The following is an 18,190-nucleotide window of genomic DNA, read 5'->3' on the forward strand; positions in this document are numbered from 1 at the left end:
CGTAACCGACATCCCGGGACCTGCCAACGGGATTGATCGTGCTGTCACCGCTACGGTTGAGTGCATGTCCTTTCTTCGCACCTCGGTGACCAACGGCGTCGGTGAGATCGTCCTGGATCGACCCAAGGCCCTGAACGCGCTGGACCAGAGCATGATCGACGACATGTACGTCACGCTCGGCGAATGGGGCGACGACGACGCGATCGACACCGTCCTGGTCACCTCGGCCAGCGATCGGGCGTTCTGTGCCGGTGGTGACATCCGGGCGATCCGCGAGCACGCCATCGACGGTGACACCGCAGCGATCACCCGCTACTTCGGCAGTGAGTACCGGCTCGACCAGCTGATCGCCGACTATCCGAAGCCCTACGTCAGCCTCATCGACGGCGCTGCGTTGGGCGGCGGCCTCGGGATCAGCGTGCACGGCGAGATCCGGGTGGTCACGGAGAAGGCGATGATCGCCATGCCCGAGACCGCGATCGGGTTCTTCCCGGACATCGGTTCCACCTACTTCCTGCCGCGTCTGCCCGAGGGGGTCGGTATGTGGCTGGGCCTCACCGGCGCCCGCATCCGCGGCATCGACGCCGTCGCGGTAGGCCTCGCAACACATTTCGTCGCATCGGCCGATCTGCCGGACGTGACCGAGCGCATCCGTTCGGGTGCCTCGCTGGCCGATGCGCTGGCGTCGTCGGGTACCGAGGCCACCAGCGATGTTCCGCTGCGAAAGGTCGGGGAGTACTTCGCCGACGACAACGTCACCGCCATCCTCGGCGGGTTGCGCGGCGCGGTGGGCGACGAGTGGGCCCAGGAGATGATCGGGCTGCTCGAAAACGCGTCGCCGACCAGCCTGTGGGTCACCGCCGCGATGATCACTGCGGGCGCACGCTCGGGGATCGACGAGTGCTTCGACCGCGAACGGCATGCCGCGGAACAGATCACGATGACCCACGACTTCCGCGAAGGGGTACGCGCGGTACTCGTCGACAAGGACCGCAGCCCCGAGTTCGAGCCCGCGGCGATCGACGACGTCGATCCGGCCGTGGTCGCTCGGATCGTCGGGGGCTGAGTCGCCCGTCACTGGTGGGGTCGCCTGTCGGCGGCGGAGTCTGCCGTCGGCGGTGAGCCGAGACGAAACCTGTTCCGTCCCGGCAACTCACGGGGTCAGCTGAAAGAACCCCGTCAGAGTGACGTGCTCGGGTGCGCCCACGCCTGTAGCGGCCGGCGGCGTCGTCGACGACTCGTCGGCGTCGTAGCGTACGTCGTCGTCGGGCGCGAACGGGTTGGCGTCGACGAGGGCAGCCGTCGGGCAGGTGAACGAGCCGGCGGCGAGCTTGCCCGACATCCCGCTGATGCTGAGCTGGCACGCCGACGCGTGGTGGTAGACCCCGTCGACCGAGACCCCGATCTGGGCGTTGATCGGTGCGCTCAACGGTCCGACGGTCGGCCGCGTGCCGCCGATCGGGGGCAGAAGCCCGCCGGTCAGTTCGCTGATCAGGAACTCGATCTGGGCGCCGTCGGAGCCCGCGCCCTTGAAGACGAAGAGCAATGAGTCCGGCGGTACGTCCGGGTCTGCCGGTCCCCACCGCCCGAACTCGTAACATCTGGTCCCGTTTGCGGGGGTCGTGACCGCCGGGGTCCGACCGGACGACTTCGCCGGGGCGTCGGAGATCGCGACCTTGATGTTGCCGTGGTGGAACTCGAAGTTCTGACCGGTGCGGTCGACGTTTCCCTGCGGCGGCTTGTTCGCGCAGACGGCCGGGTCGACGGGCCGTGCGGTGGCGGTGGGCGCGACGCTTGTCGACGTCGCGGTCGGCGGGGTGTCGCCGCATCCCGCCAGGGCCGACAGCGGTGCCACCGCACACACCAGCGTGGCGGCGGTACGTGCCCGCCCGGCGCGACCCCTCATCGGCTAATCCGCAGCCGCGACAAGGGTTTCGAGAGTGAGGTCGGGATGCTCTTTCTCGATGTACTGCAGGCGCCACTTGTCGCTGAACAGTGCGAGGATCGCGCCGTCGGTGCGGGTGAACACCTCGACGCCGCGCTGACGATTCAGTTCGGCCGCGCTGTCGGCGTCCGTGCGACGGGCGAGGCTGAAACCGAGTGGCTCGATGATGGTGTCGACGTTGTACTCGGCCTTCATCCGTGCGGTGACGACCTCGAACTGCATCGGTCCGACCGCGGCGAGCACCGGGGATGCCTCACCGCGTGTCTCATTGCGCAGCACCTGGACGACGCCTTCGCTCTCGAGCTGGTCCATCCCCTTGCGGAACTGCTTGTACTTGTCGGCCGTGGTGGCCCGCAGCGTCGAGAAGTGTTCCGGCGCAAAGGACGGGATCGGCGGGAACTGGACCTTGGGGCCGTCATACAGCGTGTCGCCGGGCGCGAGTGCGGTCGCGTTGACCAGGCCGACGACGTCGCCGGGGTAGGCGGTGTCGACGGTGGATCGGTCACGTCCGAAAACGGCCTGAGCGTACTTGGTGGCGAACGGCTTCCCGGTCTGCGCATGCGTGACGACCATGCCGCGTTCGAACTCTCCGGACACGATTCGCATGTACGCCAAGCGATCCCGATGGCTCGAGTCCATACCGGCCTGAACCTTGAAGACCACGGCGCTGAACGGATCGGTGACCGGGCGGGGCCTGCCCTCGATGTCGGTCCGCGGGCCGGGCGGGGGAGCGAGCTCCACGAGCACCTCGAGCAGCTGCCGCACACCGAAGTTCAGCATCGCCGAGGCGAAGATCATCGGCGAGGTCTGGCCGGCCAGGAAGAGCTCCTGATCGTGGTCCTGGCCCATCTCGGTGAGCAGTTCGCTCTCCTCGACAGCCGCGGTCCACTCGTCGCCCTCACGGGCGGCCGCATCGGCGGCGCTCATGAGCTCTTCCGGCGCGATCTTGGCGCCACCGGCGGTGCGGGTGAAGCGCACATACTCGCCGGTGCGACGGTCGAGCAGTCCGCGGAAGTCGCCGGCGATCCCGACCGGGAAGAACAGGGGCGTGGGAGTGAGGCCGATACGTTCGGTGATCTCGTCGATCAGCTCGAGCGGACTCTGGCCCGGCCGGTCCCACTTGTTGATGACGGTGATCACCGGGATGCCGCGATGGCGACACACCTGGAAGAGTTTCAGCGTCTGCGGCTCGAGACCCTTCGCGGCGTCGATGAGCATCACCGCGGCGTCGACCGCGGTCAGCACGCGGTAGGTGTCCTCGGAGAAGTCGGCGTGGCCAGGGGTGTCGACGAGGTTGATCACGTTCGGGACGTCGGGGTCCGGTGTGGCGGCCGCGGCATAGTTGAACTGCAGTGCCGTCGAACTGACGGAGATACCGCGCGCCTTCTCCATCTCCATCCAGTCGGAGACGGTGGACTTGCGGCCTGCTTTGCCGTGGACTGCGCCGGCCTCGCTGATCATCCGCGCATGCAGCGCCAACGCCTCGGTCATCGTCGATTTACCGGCGTCGGGGTGGGAGATGATGGCGAAGGTTCGACGACGCGTCACTTCGCGACTGATCACCTCGGAACTCACGAGGTCCCAGGTTACCGGCCGGATCGGGGGCCACCAAACTCGTGATGCGGTCGGCATCGCGCGAGGCGGTCAGCAGTAGGTATCGGTCTGCGATACCTACTGCTGAGCTGAGCGTCAGGCTGCGTCGGACAGCGCCTGGCGGATGCGAGCGACGACGTCATCGCCTCGTTCGGTCAGGTCTGCCCACGTGAAGTTCAGGACGGTCCAGCCGGACGCGATCAGGTCGTTGCGGCGCTTGCGGTCGTTCTGGAATGTCGTCGCATCGCGGTGGTGGGCGAATCCATCGATCTCGACGGCGAGTTGGCGGGCAGGGAACGCCACGTCGATGAAGTAGCCAGCGGCGGGGTGGTTCGCCGACCAGCCGTCGATGTCCGCGTCCTCGAGCAGCGCCACAGCGACACGCTCCGCGGCTGATCGCGCACCGGTTCCCAACGCCTCGATGATCCGTGTCAGTGCGTGTGCGTCGGTTGTGCCCGTTCGACGGTCTACCGCCGTGGTCAGCTGCTTCAGGGATACGCGCCGGCGCAACAGAGCATTGTCGACGATGGTGATGCTGTCCTCGAGAGCCGCTTCGAGGACGGCGAGAGGCAGGCAGGTCACGGGGAGGCCGGATCGGACGATCACTTCGGCGTCGTCGAGGTCCCGGTAGCGCACGCGTACGCCGTCGACGGGGCTCGCGTGGCGACCCGGCGGTGCGGTGACGGTGATCGTCGACGACGGTGCGTCGGCGAGGCCCTGCCACCACGCGGCTGCGGTGCCCGACAGCACCGCTCGCGGACCGACGGCCAGCACCGCCAGACGGACCTTGGTGCGCTGGGTCACCGGGTGATCGGCGACGGTATAGAGCCCGCGTCCGCGACGGCGCCAGACCCCGGCCGCCAGCCTGCGTTGGACCGCTGCACGGTCCAGACCTGCTGCGCGTGCGTCAGCAGCGGTGAGAACGCCGTCGTGCTCGAGTGCGGTTCGCCGGAGTTCGGGAGGTAGGTGCACCCGTATTGGACGCCGAGCGGCGTCGCCTGGTTCCGCCCAGAAAAGCGATCAGCAGTAGGTATCGCCGAGCGATACCTACTGCTGACCGGAAAGTGGAACCGGCCTACTCGAACGGCACCGGCGGCAGCTGGACGACCTGTGAGGCGTAGGAGAGCCCGGCTCCGAAGCCGAGGAGCAGAGCGGTCTGCCCGGGCTGCGCCTTACCGGTGGAGAGCAGGTCTTCCATGGCGAGCGGGATCGACGCGGCGCTGGTGTTGCCGGTGTATTCGATGTCCTTGGCGACGACGGCGTCCTCGCGCAGCTTCAGGTTCTTGGCGAGCAGCTCGTTGATGCGCGCGTTGGCCTGGTGCGGGATGAACACGTCGAGGTCCTCGGCGCCGATCTTGGCCGCCTCGAGTGCGCGGAGGGCGACCTTGCCCATCTCGAACGCGGCCCAGCGGAACACCGCGGTGCCCTCCATGCGCAGGAACGGGCGCTCGGTGCGGTCGCTGTCGAGGAACGTCACCCAGTCGAAGTCCTGGCGGATGGCGTTGAACTGCGAGCCGTCCGAACCCCACACCACCGGGCCGAGCTGCTGGTTCTCGGTGGGTCCGACCACCACGGCACCCGCGCCGTCGCCGAAGATGAAGCAGTTGGTGCGGTCGGTCATGTCCAGGGCCACCGAGAGCTGCTCGGCGCCGATGACCAGTACGTTGGTCGCGCTGCCGCCGCGGATCATGTCCGAGGCGAGCGCCATGCCGTAACCGAAGCCGGCACAGCCGACGGTGACGTCGAAGGCGGGTACGCCGTTGGCGCCGAGCTCGGTGGCGACCTTGGTGGCACCGGCCGGGGTCAGCAGCAGGTGGGTGTTGGTCGCGAGGATGACGGCGTCGATGTCGGAGCCTTGCAGCAGGGCGTTGGCGATCGCCTTGCGGCCGGCGTTGGCAGCCATCTCCATGACGCTCTCGTCGCGCCGCGCGAAACGCCGGGTCTTGATGCCGGTGCGGGTGTAGATCCACTCGTCGGAGGAATCGATCTGCTGGCAGATCTCTTCATTCGTCACGACACGTTCGGGGCGGTAGGCGCCGATGCCGAGCATTCCGATGTTGTTGATGCCAGCGGTGTCCGCGATGACAGCCATGGTGAACCTTTCCGAAGAACGTGCTCGGCGAATATGTGACCCGACATACGGACCCGACATACGACGGTACCCACACCACCGCTTACTGGGAAGTAGCGGCTCCCCCTTCCGATTCATTACATCTTCGCCCGAAAAGCGGACCGGATCTGTCCTCGAAGCGATGAAAACTGGTCGCCAGATCGGTCGATCACATCGCCAGGCGTCGGAAAGTCGCCTCTCAACACGACGATCAGCACACGACGACGTGCGCGCCCGCTCCATCGGGACAAGACGGCGAGACAAGACCAGCGAGACAAGACCGGCGAGCAATCCAGCCACCACAGCATCGAAAGAGGGGAAGTCCGCATGATCCATGCACGCGGGTTGGTCCAGGTGTTCCACACCGGGAAGGGAAAGAAGAAGCGAGAGGTCCGGGCCGTCGACGGCGTCGACCTCGACATCGCCGAAGGGGAGGTGGTCGGCTTTCTCGGTCCCAACGGCGCGGGTAAGACGACGACGCTGCGGATGCTGACGACGTTGCTACGTCCGACCGCGGGCACGGCGACCGTCAACGGGTACGACGTCGTCGCCGACCCGGTGTCGGTCCGGCGCAGCATCGGCTATGTGTCGCAGGCCGGCGGCACCTTCAGCCAGGCGCAGGCCGGTGACGAGATCGTCGACCACGGGATGCTCTACGGACTGTCCCGGGCCGAGGCCACGCGTCGCGGTCAGGAGTTGTTCTCACAGTTGCAGCTCGACGGGCTGTGGGAACGTATGCCCAAGAACATGTCCGGCGGACAGAAGCGCCGTCTCGACATCGTCATGGGTCTCGTGCACGAGCCGTCGCTGGTGTTCCTCGACGAGCCGACCACCGGCCTGGACCCCCAGGCCCGCGCCAACCTGTGGGAACACATCCGCCGCCTGCGGACGGCCCGTGGGGCGACGGTGTTCCTCACGACCCACTACCTCGACGAGGCCGACGAACTGTCCGATCGGATCATCATCATCGACAACGGGCGGATCGTCGCCGCCGACACCTCCGACAATCTGAAGGCACAGGTCTCCGGAGATCTCGTCGCGCTCGAGGTCGCCGACGCCGCCGCCGTCACGACGGCTGCGGAGAAGCTCGCCTCGGTCACCGGCGGCAACGGCGGCGGCCGGATCGACGTGGACGGCCGGCACGTGCGCGGTCGGGTGCCGCGCGCCGGGCGTGCGCTTCCCGCGTTGCTCCGCGACCTCGACGCCACGGGTATCTCGCTGGATTCGATCGAGGTGATCCGGCCGACGCTCGACGACGTGTTCCTCACCCTCACCGGCCGATCGCTGCGCGACGCCGAGACCGGGGGAGCCGAGACCGGGGGAGCCGAGACCGGGGGAGCCGCCGGTGACGGGAACGCCTCCGCCGCAACCGCAGACGACAGGCGAGATCCCGGCGACGCCGCGGCTGCCGCTCACACCCGCACGAAGGGAGTCACCCGATGACCACGTTCTTCCGCGACAGCACCATCGTCTTCCGGCGCCAGATCCGCATGAACCTGCGCAACCCCGCCTGGGTGCTCATCGGGGTGATGCAGCCGATCCTCTACCTCGTGCTGTTCGGTCCGCTGCTCAAGCCGTTGGTCGCCCAGTTCCCGGGCGGAGCAGACAATCCGTACACCTTCCTGGTCCCGGGGCTCCTCGTACAGCTGGGCCTGTTCGGTGCGCTGTTCGCCGGGTTCAGCCTGATCGGGGAATGGCGCGAAGGGGTCATCGAGGCCGAGCGGGTGACCCCGGCGAGCCGTACCGCACTGCTGAGCGGCCGCCTGATGCGCGACATGCTCCAGTTGCTGGTGCAGGCGTTGATCCTGGTGGTGCTCGGCTACCTGATGGGTATGCGGGGTTCGGTGGTCGGCGTGATCGCCGGCATCCTGATCACGATGCTCATCGGCGGGGCGTGCGCCGCGGCGTCGAACGCCCTGGCGCTGACCACCAAGTCCGAGGACGTGATGGCCCCGCTCATCAACATGGTGATGATGCCGGTCCTGTTGCTCTCGGGCATCCTGCTGCCGATGACTCTGGGACCGTCGTGGCTGCAGAGCCTCAGTGACTTCATGCCGTTCCGCTGGATTGTCGACGCCGTGCGCGACACCTTCAGCGGCGACCTGGCGAGCGCCCAGGTTCTCTGGGGAGTGGTCGCGTCGCTGATCCTCGCGGCTCTCGGAACCTGGTGGGGCACTTCGGTGTTCCGGAAGGAGAACGCGTAAGAACACAAGCGTCCTCCGTGATTCCCTCCGCAGCTTTCGGGCTCACGGGGGAGCGGAGCGGGGCGTCAGCCGAGGTCGTCGAAGCTGGTGATCTCGGGGGCCGGGGGCAGGGTCACGACCGCGCCCGCGTAGCTGAGTCCGGCGCCGAAGCCGAGCAGCAGCGCGGTCTGGCCGCCCTTGGCCTTCCCGGTGGCCAGCATCTCCTCCATGGCGAGCGGGATCGACGCGGCCGAGGTGTTGCCGGTGTTCTCGATGTCGTTCGCCATCGGGAGGTCGTCGGCGAAGCCGAGGTTCTTCTTCATCAGTTCGTTGATGCGGGCGTTGGCCTGGTGCGGCACGAACACCTCGATGTCGTCGGAGCTCACACCCGATGTCTCGAGCACCGTGGTCAGCGCCTTGGGCAGAGTGATGGCGGCCCAGCGGAACACGCGCGGACCTTCCATGGTCACCACCATGCGCCCGACCGGATAGGCGTCGGGGTCTTTGTGCTGGTAGGCCTGCGCGCGGTCCATGTATTCGGGGATGTCCCAGTTCTGGCCGATCGCCGCCGCATTTTCGCCGTCGCTGCCCCACACGGTGGGGGAGATGCCGTTGGCCTCACTCGGTCCGACGACCACCGCGCCGGCGCCGTCGCCGAAGATGAAGGCGGTGTTGCGGTCGGTGGGGTCCATGACCACCGACATCGTCTCCACTCCGACGAGCAGGACGTATTCGGCGCTGCCGGCGCGGACGGTGTCCGCGGCGACACCCAGGCCGTACCCGAAGCCGCCGCAGCCGGCGGCGACGTCGTAGGCGGGAATGCCGTTGAGGCCGATGTCGTAGGCGACGATCGGGCCGCCGTGGGGGATCTTGGTCTTCCAGCTGTTGGTCGCCAGGATCAGGGCGCCGATCTTCTCCTTGGGAATCCCGGAGTTGGCGATGGCGCGTTCGGCGGCGGCGGCGGCCATCGAGCGTGCGCTCTCGTCGCCGCTGATCCAGCGCCGGTTCCGGATGCCGCTGCGTTCGAAGATCCATTCGTCGGTGGAGTCGAGGACCTCGCACACCTCGTCGTTGCTGACCAGGCGTCGGGGGCGGTAGGCGCCGATGCCCAGCATCGCCACGTTCTGATGTCCCGTGCGTGCCGCGATCTGTGCCATGCGATCCCCTTCGACAAGTGTTCTCGCGGGAGTTTAGACGGCGACGCTTGTCGCCATCACGCTCACCACGCGTGCACCGTGTTCTGCGCGTCCTCGAGATCCTGTGAGACCAGCAGTTCGACGGCATCGCAGCCGTTGCCGATCAGCAGTTCGACCTCGCTGCGCGCCGACGCGGGGAAGGGCTTGAGGACGAAGTCGGCCGGGTCCTGGCGGCCGGGGGGGCGCCCGATGCCGATCCGTACGCGGAGGTAGTCGCGGGTGCCGATCACCTGGCTGATCGACCGCAGCCCGTTGTGACCGCCCTCGCCGCCACCGCGTTTGAGCCGTACCGCGCCGAAGTCGATGTCGAGTTCGTCGTGCACGACGATCAGGTCGTCGGGTGCGATCGAGTAGAACTTGGCCAGCGGACCGATCTGCCGGCCGGACTCGTTCATGTAGACGCGTGGCTTGGCCACGAGAACAGACCGGCCGCCGAGGCGGACCTCGGCGACCTCGGCGCCGGACTTCTTGTGCACCTTCCAGCGCTCGCCTGCCGAGTCGACGAGGCCGTCGGCGACCATCGCGCCGACGTTGTGCCTCGTCTTCTCGTACTTGGGCCCGGGATTACCGAGCCCGACAACCAGTTTCACCACTCGTACCGAGTAGTCGGGGGTTGGTTTACTCGGACTGCTCGGTGGATGCCTCGCCGGCTTCTGCCGCGTCGGCGTCGGACTCGGTGGACGCGGTCTGCTCGTTGATGGCGACGATGAGCGTCTCCGGATCGGCGATCAGGGTGACGCCCTCGGGCAGGTCCAGATCCGAGGCATGCACGGCGGTGCCGGCGACGGCGCCCTCGACACTGACGACGATCTGCTCGGGGATCGACAGGGCATCGGCCTCGAGCTCGATGACGCTGGCGTCGGAGACGACCAGGGTGCCCGGTGCTGGGTCGCCCTCGACGACGATCGAGACCTCGATGGTGACCTTCTCGCCACGACGGACGAGGAGCAGGTCGACGTGCTCGATGTAGTTGCGGATCGGGTGGACGTCGACCTGCTTGGTCAGTGCGAGCTGGCTGGTGCCCTCGACGTCGAGTTCGATGATGGCGTTGAGGCCGTTGTTACGCAGGATCGCGGCGAATTCGCGCGCGGGAAGGTGCAGGTGCTGCGGGTCGGTGCCGTGGCCGTAGAGCACGGCGGGGACCTTGCCCTCGCGGCGAGCGCGACGTGCGGCGCCCTTGCCCTTTTCGGTGCGGGTGTTGACGGACAGCTTGGTGGTCGTGGCGACCATGATGAACTCCTCGTGATCAGGTGTGCGATTTCTACCGTCGCGACGAGCAGCGACGGGCACGGACACCGACCGCGGACATTCACCGGCCCAGAGGGTACCGAGGAAAACTGCGATGGTCGCGCCGATCACGGTGACTGGGTCACCCTCGCCGAGACAACGTCGGCCAGGTTAGTCGATGACCTGCCCTGATGTCACATCGCGCCCGGCCGGTGGTGTTCGGTTGGCATACTGGCCTGCCATGACCTCACATACCCCGATCGAGATCGTGACGACGCTGCTCGACGAATTCGCCCGCGGCGACACATCTGCCGCGTTGGCGACCGTCGACGACGACATCGCGTACACCAACGTGTCGCTCCCCACCCTCCGCGGCAAGAAGAAGGTCGCCGAAGTCCTGGGCGGCGTCGCCCGCTACGACTCGGTCGGCTTCAACTACCGCATGATCAATGTGAGCGCCGACGACGCCGGCGTCGTCCTCACCGAGCGGGTCGACGAACTGCGCTTCGGCCGGCTGCACCTGCAGTTCTGGGTGTGCGGTCGATTCGAGGTCCGTGACGGCCGGATCACGGTGTGGCGGGACTACTTCGACTACTTCGACATGACCAAGGCGCTGGCGCGCGGTATCGCGGCGCTCGCCCTGCCCTCGCTCGTCAAGCCCCTGCCGGCACCCCGGGCGGCACTGACCTAGGGTTTCGTCGTTCGGCGGTGACTTGGTTTTCGCCGGTCGGCTTTGTCCTTTTTGCCGTCACGGGTCGTGATCGTGTTGCTCGCCGACGGGAGCACGCCCGAGGCCAATGTCCGTCCCCTGCACGAACGCGGCCACAACGTGCTCGTCTACACCTCCGGTGAGCATCCCGCGCTGATGCGTGAGGCGGCACGCGCGGGCGTGCTCGGCGTGGTCAGCAGGGCTGCGCCGCGCGAGGTGGTCCTCGAGGCGATCGAGGCGGCGGTACAGCACGCATCACCTCGATCGCCCGCCCGCTCCTCGTTCGGATCGCCGAAGGGCCCGAGCTCACCGAGGAGGAGGTCACGCGGGCGGCGCTGCTCGAGGCCAGATTGCGCGACTCCATCCGCGCACCCGTTCTGGACGCGTGGTCGACGCGGTGTGGCAGGCGCGCGGGCGCGGCGTGGTCGTCCAGCTGTTCGACGAAGGTGGGCTGGGGAGTCCCGCCGAGCGCGCAGACCAGAACGGGGACGAGACCGTCACCGCCCTGCACGACGCCATCGTCGAACAGCTCGACGCGACGACCGCCGGCACGGTGACCGTCCGCGTCCAGCCGCCGGGCAGGGCGCTGCTCGCGGTGATCACCAGCACCGCCGGCGACACCGTCGACCGGGTCGAGTTCACGCGAGGATGAGATCACCGACCCCGGCGGCCACCGCCTACGTGCGGGGTACGGTGTGCACCGTGGACGCGACGATTTATCACAACCCGAAGTGTTCGACCTCGCGTAAGGCGTTGCAGGCGCTGCGGGACGCCGGTGTCGAACCGACCGTCGTGAAGTATCTCGACGAGCCGTACACCCGCGAGCAACTCGTGACGTTGTTGGCCGATGCGGGACTCACCCCGCAGCAGGCCGTCCGCAAGCGTGAGGCGCTGTACGCCGAGCTCGACCTGGCTTCTGCCTCCGACCAGGAGATCCTCGACGCGATGGTTGACCATCCGATTCTCGTCGAACGCCCGATTGTGGTGACCGACAAGGGAACCCGTATTCCGCGACCGCTCGACAAGCTCGACGAGATTCTCTGAGCCGTCTGTCATCTGCTGTTCACGACGTCGTGCTCGCCGTCCGCGTCTTAGGATCTCGAGATGGGCATCGGAGACATTCGACGGCGCGACATTCGACGGCGCGTATCGGGTCTGGCGGTCGCCGCGGGTTGCGTTCTCGCGCTGACCGCGCTCACCCCTGGATCGGCGTGCGCATGCTCGTGCGCCCAGGTCCCGGTCGAGAAGACGATCGCGCAGGCGCCGGCCGTGGTCGTCGGGACGGTCGTCGACACCGCGTCGCACGGTTCGGGTACCCGATACACGGTGGACGTGGAGCGGTCGTACAAGAAGCAACTGCCGTCGACGGTCACCGTCGTCACCGCGTCGACCGGTGGGGCGTGCGGGATTTCCCTGACGGAGGGCGCCCGCAGCGTCGTCGTCCTCGGTTGGCCGGGCGGCGGCGTCGAGACCGGCCCCGGGGAGTGGGGCGCTTCCCTGTGTTCGAATCTGGAGATCTCGCCGGCCGACGTCGATCGCATCGCGGGACCGGCATTCGATCCGGCGCCGGGCGCGGCACCGATGCCGAACGACTCAGCCACCCCGACGGGGTCGGGGTGGCTGGTGGGCGGCGGCATCGCAGTAGGGGTGGGGCTGCTGGCCGCCGCGGTGGCAGCGGTCGCCGGCGCCGGGCGACGCCGCCGGCGGTGACCGGGGCTGCCCGGGCCCCAGGGGGGTTGGGCCCGGACGGCCGTCGGCCTCGCTACTCGGGGTCGAGTACGAAGTCGTAGCGGACCGAATTACGGCCCTGCTCATCGGGTTTCGGATCGAGTAGCAGTTCGGGCTTGGTCGCCGAGGCGACATCGCTGTCCAGCCACCGGTCACCGGTGAAGTAGAGCTGGGTGATGATCGGGTGCTGACCCTTTCCGGACACCCGCAGATGAAGGTGTGCCGGCCGCCACGGATGCCACCCTGCGGCCTCGATGAATGTGCCGGTCGGTCCGTCGGTCGGGATCTGGTACGGGGCAGGCCGGATGGTGGTGATCTCGTAGCGGCCCTCGCCGTCGGCCACGACCGTGCCACGCAGGTTCCAGTCGGGAATGTGCGGGGCGAACCCGGAGTAGAAGCCCTCGGCGTCGGCATGCCAGATCTCGACGGTGGCCCCGGCCAAGGGCGCACCCGCGAGGTCGCGCACCTGTCCGTGGAGGACGAACGGTGTCTCCCGCGCATCCTGGGGGCGCATCGGGAGCGTGGCCTTCGCGGGGAGCAGCGGGGCGTCGGCGAGGTAATAGGGACCTTCGATGCTTCCCTTGGAGCCCTTGTACTTTCGCGAATTCACCTCTTCGATGTCGTGTTCGACGAACACATCGAGCAACAGCGGCCATTCGCCTCCCTCGCCGACCTCGATGAGCCACTGCTTGAGGACTCGGTACTCGTCGTAGGTGATCTCGTGTTTGTCGATGAGCGCGCTGAACCCGGCGAAGACGTCGGTGGCGATGGCCGACAGCCGTTCGGGAGTCGTGTCGGCGGTGAATCGCTCACCGGCGAAGTTCGCGGTCGCCGCGCTGCCGGAACCGGCGGCGGTCGGACGTTCGATGGTGGTCATGGTGTGTCTTTCCGATCTGGAGAGATGGGGAGGCTGATCAGCGGTTGCCGAAATAGCTGACGTCGTCGTTGCCGATGAGGTCAGGGACGGTCCAGCCGTCGAGGTCGTACTCGGACAGGCACTGCTCGGCCAACCCCTTCATCTGGGTGACGGTGCCGCGGTTCTCGGCGAACATCAGCAGCTCGGCCTTGACGCCCTCGTGGTTGCCGGCGTAGTTGCGCTCGTAGAGCTCGTGGCGACCACCGAACTCGCTGCCGATCGAGTCCCACAGCGCCTTCATCACCTTCACGCGGTCGACCGCGACGATGCCGTCGGAGCCGCGGACATACTTGTCGAGATAGGGACGCACGTCGGGGCTCTTGAAGTCGGCGGCGCTGCTGGGCAGGTAGATCAGACCCGACGCGACGTCCTGCTCGATGATCTCTTTCACGCGCGGGTAGCCCTGCTGGGCGAACATGCGGTAGGTGAGGCCGTATTCGAGCTGGGGGATCACGTTGTCACCGATCCACGGCTCGGGGTTGTGGACCATGGCATCGCTCAACGACCAGAACAGGTTTCGCCAGCCGATGACCTCACCGACGCGGGTCTGCACGCCGCGGAACCCGCCGGCGCCGGTGCAGTCGAGTGCCTTCATCAGCAGCCCGGCGATGAAGTCGAGTTTGACCGCGAGGCGGGTGCAGCCCTGCAGGGTGAAGCGGGGCAGGAAGCCCGACTGCGGGAAGAAGGAGTTGATCTTGTCGACGTCGCCGTACATGAAGACGTTCTCCCACGGCACGAGCACCTTGTCGAAGACGAAGATGGTGTCGTTCTCGTCCATGCGGCTCGACAACGGGTAGTCGAACGGGGTGCCCATGACCGCGGCCTGCTGGGTGTAGGACGAGCGGCAGATCAGCTTCACGCCCGGCGCGTCCATCGGGACGGTGCAGATCAGGGCGAACTGCTTCTTCTTGATGGGCAGGCCGTAGTGGGAGATGAAGTTGTAGTTGGTGATCGCCGATCCGGTGGCCACCACCTTGGCGCCGGAGACGATCAGACCGGCGTCGGTCTCCTTCTCCACCTTCATGAACACATCGCCCACCTCATCCGGGGGCAGCTGGCGGTCGACCGGCGGGTTGATGATGGCGTGGTTCCAGTACAGGACCTTCTCCTGCGACTCTTTGTACCAGCGCTCGGCATTGTCCTGGAACGGCGCGTAGAGCTCCGAATTGGCATGCAGCGTACCGAGGAAGCTGGCCTTGTAGTCGGGGCTGCGGCCCATCCAGCCATACGTCATCCGGGCCCAGGTCGCGATCGCGTCGCGGTCCTTGACCAGATCCTCCGACGACTTGGGCGCGCGGAAGAACGGCATCGTCACGCCGCCGTTGCCCGTGTCGGTGGGAGCGGTGACCTTGTCGGCGGTCGCCGGATCGTGCATCGCGTCGTAGAGACGGGCGGTCATGCGGATCGGATTGCGGAAGGCCTCGTGGGTGGTGACGTCCTTGACGCGTTCACCGTTGAGCCAGATCTCACGGTCGTCGCGCAGCGAGTCGATGTACTCGTCGCCGGTCATCGGCTTGGAGGCGAAGTTCTGGGTGCGGTTGGCCTCGCAGTCGGCGGCGACGTTCACCTTGGAGCGATCGACGGTGCCGGTCTCGGTGTCGGGGAAGATGTCGGTTGCGGTCATGGTGGTCCTCACTTGTGTTGTGCGGGGCGTTGATTCGGATGTCATCGGGATGGTGCGGAGGGCGTCGGTCAGGCCGGGATGGCGTTCGGCATCGGCACGCAGCTCGGCGTGAACCGGGCCGAGCTGTCGAACCAACGGCTGTGCGGGTCGTCGAGGCTGCCGCAGTAGGCCGCGGCGCCGGAGGGGTCGCCGAGCTCATGGAACTTGCTGCGGTAGAACAACAGCGGTTCGGCGTCGGCGTCGACGTGGGCGTCGACGATCTCGCCGACGTAGATGACGTGGTCGCCGCCGTCGTAGGACGCCCACGGAGTGCAGATCAGCGTGGCGGCATTACCGGCGAGGGCCGGGACCAGCCACTGCGGGTTCCACTCGGGTCCGGGGGTCTGCGGTTTGCCGGCGAAGTGCATGGCGGTGTCGAGCTGATCGGCGGCCAGCACGTTCACCGCGAACGGCGCATCTTCGAGGTAACCGCATGCCTTGGACTTGCGGGTCAGCGTCACCTGGCACAGACGTGGTTCCAGCGAGATCGCGGTGAACGCCGTGACCGTGGCGCCATGACGCTCGCCCTCGCCGTTCTCGCAGGTGATGACCGTGACGCCGCTGGCGAACTGGCCGAAGATGTTGCGCATCGTCCGTTGGTCCATGGGGATCAGCTCCTTCGTCGTCGCACCTTGTCGATCGGATGACCGAGGTGCTCGTGTGCTGGTGTGGACCCAAGGTATGACCGCGATCACAGACCGTCGATCCTCATTGCGAAGCCGCGATCCGCTTTGCGCACCCGATGCGATCAGGCTCTCCGGGAGGTATGGGAAGTGATAGGTGTCACAGCTAGGCTGAACTCCGTGAGGGCTCAACCGCCGCCCGGGACCGGGACCGACGACGCACCCGTCCCGCGGGATGAAGTGACGTCGAAACGTGTCGTGTACTCGGGCAACGCCGACTGGGACGAGGTTCACCACGTCGTCGCCGACGCGTACTTCCCGCACGAACTGCGGCCCCTGTCACGCGACGACGCCTCGCGCTACCGGCTCGAATCCACCGCGATCGGTTCGACGGTGCTCGCCCGCATCGGTTTCGGCGCCGACGTCTCGATCGACTCCGATCACCCGGGGGCGTGGGCCATCAACATCCCGCTTGCGGGCAGGCTGTCGTCGATCACCGAGGGTCGCGAGATCGTCTCGGAGCCGGGTCAGGCGACGCTCAATCCGCCGGACACGCCGACGGTGATCACCAACTGGAGCCGGACGTGCGAGATCATCGGCTTCAAGATCGACCGCGACTATCTGCAGCGCGAGATCGACCGGATCGCGGGGCGCCCCGGACGTTCACTGGTCCGTCAGCTCGACCTCCGGACCGGTGCCGGCGCGGAGTGGCTGGGTCTGCTGCGGTCGGCACGTCAGCAGGTGGCGCAGTCGGAGAGTGTGTTGCTGCGCAACGAGCGGATGGCCGAGCAACTCGGCGGCATGCTCACGACGGCTCTCGTCGTCGCGGCGCTGCCCGAGACCGACGAGGTCTGCGCCGGCACCCGGCCACGGACGGTCAAGCGCGTGATCGACGCGATCCACCTCGATCCGGCTCATCCGTGGACCGTCGGCGAACTCGCCGAGATCGGCGCGGTCAGCGCGCGTCGCCTGCAGCAGGGTTTCCGCGAGTGCGTCGGGCTCAGCCCGATGGAGTACCTGCTCGACGTTCGGCTCGAGTGCATCCACAACGATCTGCTCGCCGGAAGCGAGACCGCGACCATCACCGACATCGCAACCCGCTGGGGGGTCATGCACACCGGCCGGTTCGCCGCGGCGTACCGCCGCAAGTACGGGGTCACGCCGTCGGAAACGCGACGGCACGGAGCCTGAGGCCACGCACACGCCCTGAGGTCACCGAACAAAGCCGCGCCCGTCGTTCGCAGAGAACGGCCGGGCGCGGCTTCGGCGAAAGCGACGGGTCAGGCGATGCCGTCGAAAAGGCTTGTGACGGACCCGTTTTCGAAGACCTCGCGGATCGTCTGGGCGAGCAGCGGGGCGATCGAGAGGACGGTCAGGTTCGCGAAGCGCTTGTCCATGGGGATGGGCAGCGTGTCGGTCGCGATGACCTCCTTGGCGCCGCATGATGCGAGACGTTCGGCGGCCGGGTCGGAGAACACACCGTGGGTGGTGGCGATGATGACGTCACCGGCGCCGGCGTCCTTGAGTACGCGAACCGCGCCGGCGATGGTGCCGCCGGTGTCGATCATGTCGTCGATGAGGACGCAGGTGCGGCCCTCGACCTCGCCGACCACGCGATTGGACTTGACCTGGTTGGGCACCAACGGATCACGGGTCTTGTGGATGAAGGCCAGCGGTGCGCCGTTGAGGGCGTCGGCCCACTTCTCGGCGACGCGCACACGGCCGGAGTCCGGCGAGACGACGGTGATGTTGTCGGTGCCGTAGGTGTCACAGACGTAGCCTGCGAGCTGACCGAGGGCGTGCATGTGGTCGACCGGGCCGTCGAAGAAGCCCTGGATCTGGTCGGTGTGCAGGTCGACGGTGATGATGCGGTCGGCGCCCGCGGTCTTCAGCAGGTCGGCGATCAGGCGTGCCGAGATGGGCTCACGTCCGCGGTGCTTCTTGTCCTGGCGGGCGTAGGGGTAGAACGGCAGGATCACGCTGATCCGCTTGGCCGAGCCGCGCTTGAGGGCGTCGATCATGATCAGCGCCTCCATGACCCACTGGTTCAGCGGGACCGGGCAGCTCTGCAGGACGAAGGCATCCGAACCGCGCACCGACTCCTCGAAACGAACAAAGGTCTCGCCATTGGCGAAGTCGCGGGCGGTCTGAGGGGTCACCTTGATGCCCAGTTCGTCGGCAACGGCTTCGGCCAGCTCGGGGTGGGCACGACCAGAGAACAGCATCAGGTTCTTCTGGTTGTCGGTGGTCCAGGTCATGAAAACTCTTCTGTTCGTGTCGTTTTGAGAAAATCACCT

Annotated in this window: 19 protein-coding genes; 8 read left to right on the plus strand and 11 right to left on the minus strand. The window is 67.2% G+C overall.

Annotated features, from left to right (window positions below; all coding sequences use genetic code 11):
- The first annotated feature begins 64 nt into the window (after positions 1-64).
- Positions 65-1,066, plus strand: coding sequence for an enoyl-CoA hydratase/isomerase family protein (locus H1R19_RS07425; RefSeq protein ID WP_219851110.1), 1,002 nt, complete (start codon positions 65-67; stop codon positions 1,064-1,066).
- A gap of 87 nt (positions 1,067-1,153) precedes the next feature.
- On the opposite strand, the gene H1R19_RS07430 is transcribed toward H1R19_RS07425, so the two are convergent.
- From H1R19_RS07430 to H1R19_RS07445, 4 genes are all read right to left on the minus strand, one after another.
- The gene (locus tag H1R19_RS07430) at positions 1,154-1,906 is read right to left on the minus strand and encodes a hypothetical protein (protein WP_219851111.1); all 753 of its coding nucleotides are present in this window, start codon (positions 1,904-1,906) and stop codon (positions 1,154-1,156) included.
- Positions 1,907-1,909: 3 nt separating this feature from the next.
- Positions 1,910-3,520 carry a peptide chain release factor 3 gene (locus H1R19_RS07435; protein WP_219851112.1) on the minus strand — a complete coding sequence of 537 codons (1,611 nt, stop codon included), beginning with the start codon at positions 3,518-3,520 and terminating at the stop codon, positions 1,910-1,912.
- A 114-nt stretch (positions 3,521-3,634) separates the two neighbouring features.
- Entirely contained in the window at positions 3,635-4,510 is an 876-nt protein-coding gene (locus H1R19_RS07440) for a type IV toxin-antitoxin system AbiEi family antitoxin domain-containing protein (protein WP_188329903.1), read from the minus strand.
- Positions 4,511-4,613: 103 nt separating this feature from the next.
- Entirely contained in the window at positions 4,614-5,630 is a 1,017-nt protein-coding gene (locus H1R19_RS07445; protein ID WP_188329902.1) for a beta-ketoacyl-ACP synthase III, read from the minus strand.
- Between the two features lie 345 nt (positions 5,631-5,975).
- Between H1R19_RS07445 and H1R19_RS07450 the strand changes: the two genes are divergently transcribed.
- Entirely contained in the window at positions 5,976-7,091 is a 1,116-nt protein-coding gene (locus H1R19_RS07450) for an ATP-binding cassette domain-containing protein (RefSeq protein WP_244970904.1), read from the plus strand.
- Positions 7,088-7,852 (plus strand): ABC transporter permease, encoded by a 765-nt coding sequence (locus H1R19_RS07455; RefSeq protein ID WP_188329901.1) that lies wholly within the window; start codon positions 7,088-7,090, stop codon positions 7,850-7,852. Before H1R19_RS07450 ends, H1R19_RS07455 begins: the two co-directional genes overlap by 4 nt.
- A 65-nt stretch (positions 7,853-7,917) precedes the next feature.
- Here the strand turns inward: H1R19_RS07455 and H1R19_RS07460 are convergent, their stop codons facing one another.
- The 3 genes from H1R19_RS07460 to H1R19_RS07470 form a co-directional block, all read right to left on the minus strand.
- Positions 7,918-8,988 carry a beta-ketoacyl-ACP synthase 3 gene (locus H1R19_RS07460; RefSeq protein ID WP_219851113.1) on the minus strand — a complete coding sequence of 357 codons (1,071 nt, stop codon included), beginning with the start codon at positions 8,986-8,988 and terminating at the stop codon, positions 7,918-7,920.
- 62 nt (positions 8,989-9,050) lie between these two features.
- Entirely contained in the window at positions 9,051-9,617 is a 567-nt protein-coding gene (pth, locus tag H1R19_RS07465; protein WP_219851555.1) for an aminoacyl-tRNA hydrolase, read from the minus strand.
- Positions 9,618-9,645: 28 nt separating this feature from the next.
- Positions 9,646-10,257 (minus strand): 50S ribosomal protein L25/general stress protein Ctc, encoded by a 612-nt coding sequence (locus H1R19_RS07470; protein ID WP_219851114.1) that lies wholly within the window; start codon positions 10,255-10,257, stop codon positions 9,646-9,648.
- Between the two features lie 238 nt (positions 10,258-10,495).
- On the opposite strand from H1R19_RS07470, the gene H1R19_RS07475 reads away from it, so the two are divergent.
- From H1R19_RS07475 to H1R19_RS07490, 4 genes are all read left to right on the plus strand, one after another.
- Positions 10,496-10,945 (plus strand): limonene-1,2-epoxide hydrolase family protein, encoded by a 450-nt coding sequence (locus tag H1R19_RS07475; RefSeq protein WP_219851115.1) that lies wholly within the window; start codon positions 10,496-10,498, stop codon positions 10,943-10,945.
- A gap of 403 nt (positions 10,946-11,348) precedes the next feature.
- On the plus strand, positions 11,349-11,615 hold the full coding sequence (locus H1R19_RS07480; protein WP_188329896.1) for a hypothetical protein: 267 nt from the start codon (positions 11,349-11,351) through the stop codon (positions 11,613-11,615).
- Positions 11,616-11,665: 50 nt separating this feature from the next.
- Complete coding sequence (arsC, locus tag H1R19_RS07485; protein ID WP_219851116.1) at positions 11,666-12,007, plus strand: arsenate reductase (glutaredoxin); 342 nt, start codon at positions 11,666-11,668, stop codon at positions 12,005-12,007.
- A gap of 60 nt (positions 12,008-12,067) precedes the next feature.
- On the plus strand, positions 12,068-12,673 hold the full coding sequence (locus H1R19_RS07490; protein WP_219851117.1) for a hypothetical protein: 606 nt from the start codon (positions 12,068-12,070) through the stop codon (positions 12,671-12,673).
- Between the two features lie 52 nt (positions 12,674-12,725).
- Here the strand turns inward: H1R19_RS07490 and catA are convergent, their stop codons facing one another.
- The 3 genes from catA to H1R19_RS07505 all read right to left on the minus strand — a co-directional run bounded on the left by catA (position 12,726) and on the right by H1R19_RS07505 (position 15,875).
- Positions 12,726-13,568, minus strand: coding sequence for a catechol 1,2-dioxygenase (gene catA / locus H1R19_RS07495; protein ID WP_219851118.1), 843 nt, complete (start codon positions 13,566-13,568; stop codon positions 12,726-12,728).
- Between the two features lie 37 nt (positions 13,569-13,605).
- Positions 13,606-15,231 (minus strand): 4-hydroxyphenylacetate 3-hydroxylase family protein, encoded by a 1,626-nt coding sequence (locus H1R19_RS07500; RefSeq protein ID WP_188329892.1) that lies wholly within the window; start codon positions 15,229-15,231, stop codon positions 13,606-13,608.
- 68 nt (positions 15,232-15,299) lie between these two features.
- Entirely contained in the window at positions 15,300-15,875 is a 576-nt protein-coding gene (locus tag H1R19_RS07505) for a flavin reductase family protein (RefSeq protein WP_188329891.1), read from the minus strand.
- A gap of 258 nt (positions 15,876-16,133) precedes the next feature.
- Here H1R19_RS07505 and H1R19_RS07510 point away from each other — a divergent pair, with 258 nt between their 5' ends.
- The gene (locus H1R19_RS07510; protein WP_244970964.1) at positions 16,134-17,084 is read left to right on the plus strand and encodes an AraC family transcriptional regulator; all 951 of its coding nucleotides are present in this window, start codon (positions 16,134-16,136) and stop codon (positions 17,082-17,084) included.
- A gap of 89 nt (positions 17,085-17,173) precedes the next feature.
- Here H1R19_RS07510 and H1R19_RS07515 read toward each other — a convergent pair whose 3' ends face one another.
- Positions 17,174-18,151 (minus strand): ribose-phosphate diphosphokinase, encoded by a 978-nt coding sequence (locus H1R19_RS07515; protein ID WP_188329889.1) that lies wholly within the window; start codon positions 18,149-18,151, stop codon positions 17,174-17,176.
- Positions 18,152-18,190 lie beyond the last annotated feature (39 nt).

Source organism: Gordonia jinghuaiqii, from assembly GCF_014041935.1.
GTDB classification, from domain to species: Bacteria; Actinomycetota; Actinomycetes; order Mycobacteriales; family Mycobacteriaceae; genus Gordonia; species Gordonia jinghuaiqii.

Coding starts and splice junctions, on each gene's coding strand:
- H1R19_RS07425 (WP_219851110.1), top strand. CDS start 65: ATGTCCTTTCTTCGCACCTCGGTGACCAACGGCGTCGGTGAGATCGTC.
- H1R19_RS07430 (WP_219851111.1), bottom strand. CDS start 1,906: ATGAGGGGTCGCGCCGGGCGGGCACGTACCGCCGCCACGCTGGTGTGT.
- H1R19_RS07445 (WP_188329902.1), bottom strand. CDS start 5,630: ATGGCTGTCATCGCGGACACCGCTGGCATCAACAACATCGGAATGCTC.
- H1R19_RS07450 (WP_244970904.1), top strand. CDS start 5,976: ATGATCCATGCACGCGGGTTGGTCCAGGTGTTCCACACCGGGAAGGGA.
- H1R19_RS07455 (WP_188329901.1), top strand. CDS start 7,088: ATGACCACGTTCTTCCGCGACAGCACCATCGTCTTCCGGCGCCAGATC.
- H1R19_RS07460 (WP_219851113.1), bottom strand. CDS start 8,988: ATGGCACAGATCGCGGCACGCACGGGACATCAGAACGTGGCGATGCTG.
- H1R19_RS07470 (WP_219851114.1), bottom strand. CDS start 10,257: ATGGTCGCCACGACCACCAAGCTGTCCGTCAACACCCGCACCGAAAAG.
- H1R19_RS07475 (WP_219851115.1), top strand. CDS start 10,496: ATGACCTCACATACCCCGATCGAGATCGTGACGACGCTGCTCGACGAA.
- H1R19_RS07490 (WP_219851117.1), top strand. CDS start 12,068: ATGGGCATCGGAGACATTCGACGGCGCGACATTCGACGGCGCGTATCG.
- catA (WP_219851118.1), bottom strand. CDS start 13,568: ATGACCACCATCGAACGTCCGACCGCCGCCGGTTCCGGCAGCGCGGCG.
- H1R19_RS07500 (WP_188329892.1), bottom strand. CDS start 15,231: ATGACCGCAACCGACATCTTCCCCGACACCGAGACCGGCACCGTCGAT.
- H1R19_RS07505 (WP_188329891.1), bottom strand. CDS start 15,875: ATGGACCAACGGACGATGCGCAACATCTTCGGCCAGTTCGCCAGCGGC.
- H1R19_RS07515 (WP_188329889.1), bottom strand. CDS start 18,151: ATGACCTGGACCACCGACAACCAGAAGAACCTGATGCTGTTCTCTGGT.